Origin of the sequence: Dactylosporangium darangshiense (genome assembly GCF_039537565.1) — a bacterium.
Lineage (GTDB): Bacteria > Actinomycetota > Actinomycetes > Mycobacteriales > Micromonosporaceae > Dactylosporangium > Dactylosporangium darangshiense.
This window is the reverse complement of the sequence record NZ_BAABAT010000185.1, coordinates 1-1,352: the sequence shown is the minus strand read 5'-3', so window position 1 is coordinate 1,352 and position 1,352 is coordinate 1. Positions and strand designations below refer to the sequence as shown.

At 66.9% G+C, this 1,352-nt stretch carries 1 protein-coding gene and 1 pseudogene; both read right to left on the bottom strand.

Annotated elements, in window-relative coordinates; all coding sequences use genetic code 11:
• Positions 1 to 489 precede the first annotated feature (489 nt).
• A pseudogene (locus ABD901_RS59530) lies at positions 490 to 702 on the bottom strand (hypothetical protein); the annotation flags it as partial.
• Between the two features lie 30 nt (positions 703 to 732).
• Positions 733 to 897 carry a hypothetical protein gene (locus ABD901_RS58580; protein ID WP_345145062.1) on the bottom strand — a complete coding sequence of 55 codons (165 nt, stop codon included), beginning with the start codon at positions 895 to 897 and terminating at the stop codon, positions 733 to 735.
• Between the last annotated feature and the right edge of the window lie 455 nt (positions 898 to 1,352).

The following is a 1,352-nucleotide window of genomic DNA, read 5'->3' as shown; positions in this document are numbered from 1 at the left end:
GGCACACGGGTCCCTTGGCCGGCTGCGGCCCGCCCCACCCCTGGTGGAGAGTCGCTCGCCCACACACGTGGACGAGGAACCACAAACACCAGCCCAACCCGGGCAACGTTTGCGGTCACAGCACTAGGTGCGGCTGCGCTGTCTGGCTCGAATTTCCGCAGCTGCTCGTAGGAGCGTTCGCCCTCGGGCGTCCGGGGCGATGCGTCGCGGGTTGCAGCGCTGGGCCGGGTCCGGCTCTGGGGGTCCGCGAGCTTGAAGGGCGCGCGTGGCCGGACCCGGCCGTGCTGTGGTGTTACGGGGTCAGCTGGGTGATCGCCGGGCGGAGTCGGCGGATACGGTCCCGTGCTGCGGCGTCCAGCGGCCGGTTCGGCGCGCACCCGCACGGCTGCTGGCGGTGGTCACGGATCGTGGTCCACACCCACAGCCGGGTCGGCATCCAGGTCAGGTCGGTGTAGACGGTCGGGGCCTGCAGAACCGGGCGGCGTCGGCCAGCAGTGGCGTGAATCGTTGCACCCATCGGAAGATCGTGACGTGGTCGACCTCGACGCCACGCTCGATGAGGAGTTCCTCGACGTCGCGGTAGGACAGGTTGTAGCGCAGGTACAGCCGAACGGCGACCACGATGACGTCCGGCGGGAACCGGAACCCAGCGAACGCAGACCGCGGTGATTGGGCTGGACGCTGCCGGTTCCTGAGCTTCACCGCTTAAGCGTGCCTGACCAAGAGGAACGCTCAACGCAACAGACCCTCAAGGGTGGCCTTCGCGGTGCGTTCAGCAGAGTTGAGTGCAGCTTGGGCGCCCTTGCTTGCGGCGCTCCGAGTCGCTATCACGCTGGTGATGGATGTAGCGATGGCGGCACCTGCCGCGACATATGCGGCAGCGATGGTGGGATCCACACGCTTCAGCGTAGGTACCTGTGCAACCCGCACGCCGTGGCTGAGGCAGCTTTGCCCGGCACCGCATCCGCTTTGCCGAGCCAGCAGCGTCGAGCCGCAGATTAAGAGACACGACTGCAGCCGCGGTCGGACGGCTGAGTGCAGCGCTGGCGTGTCGGGCGGGTGCTGCGTGCCGATCGTCGCCGCGCTTAACGCAAGGGAGCCGTCGGAACTCTGACCAGTGCGCGTCATGCATGTGGCTATACGGTCGATTCTGCACGTCGATCCGGTCAGCTACGGTCGCTATTTGATCTTCCTTCTCGGCCGCATCCAATGGCCGATCCCCCCCAAATCTTGGAGGCAGACGTGCAGCCGTGTCCAACCTGCGGCGGCATGGGCGTTGATGCGAACGGCTACTGCTTGCATTGCCGCACCTATCGAGGGGTCCCACAGGGGCCGCAATCGCCGACGAGCGG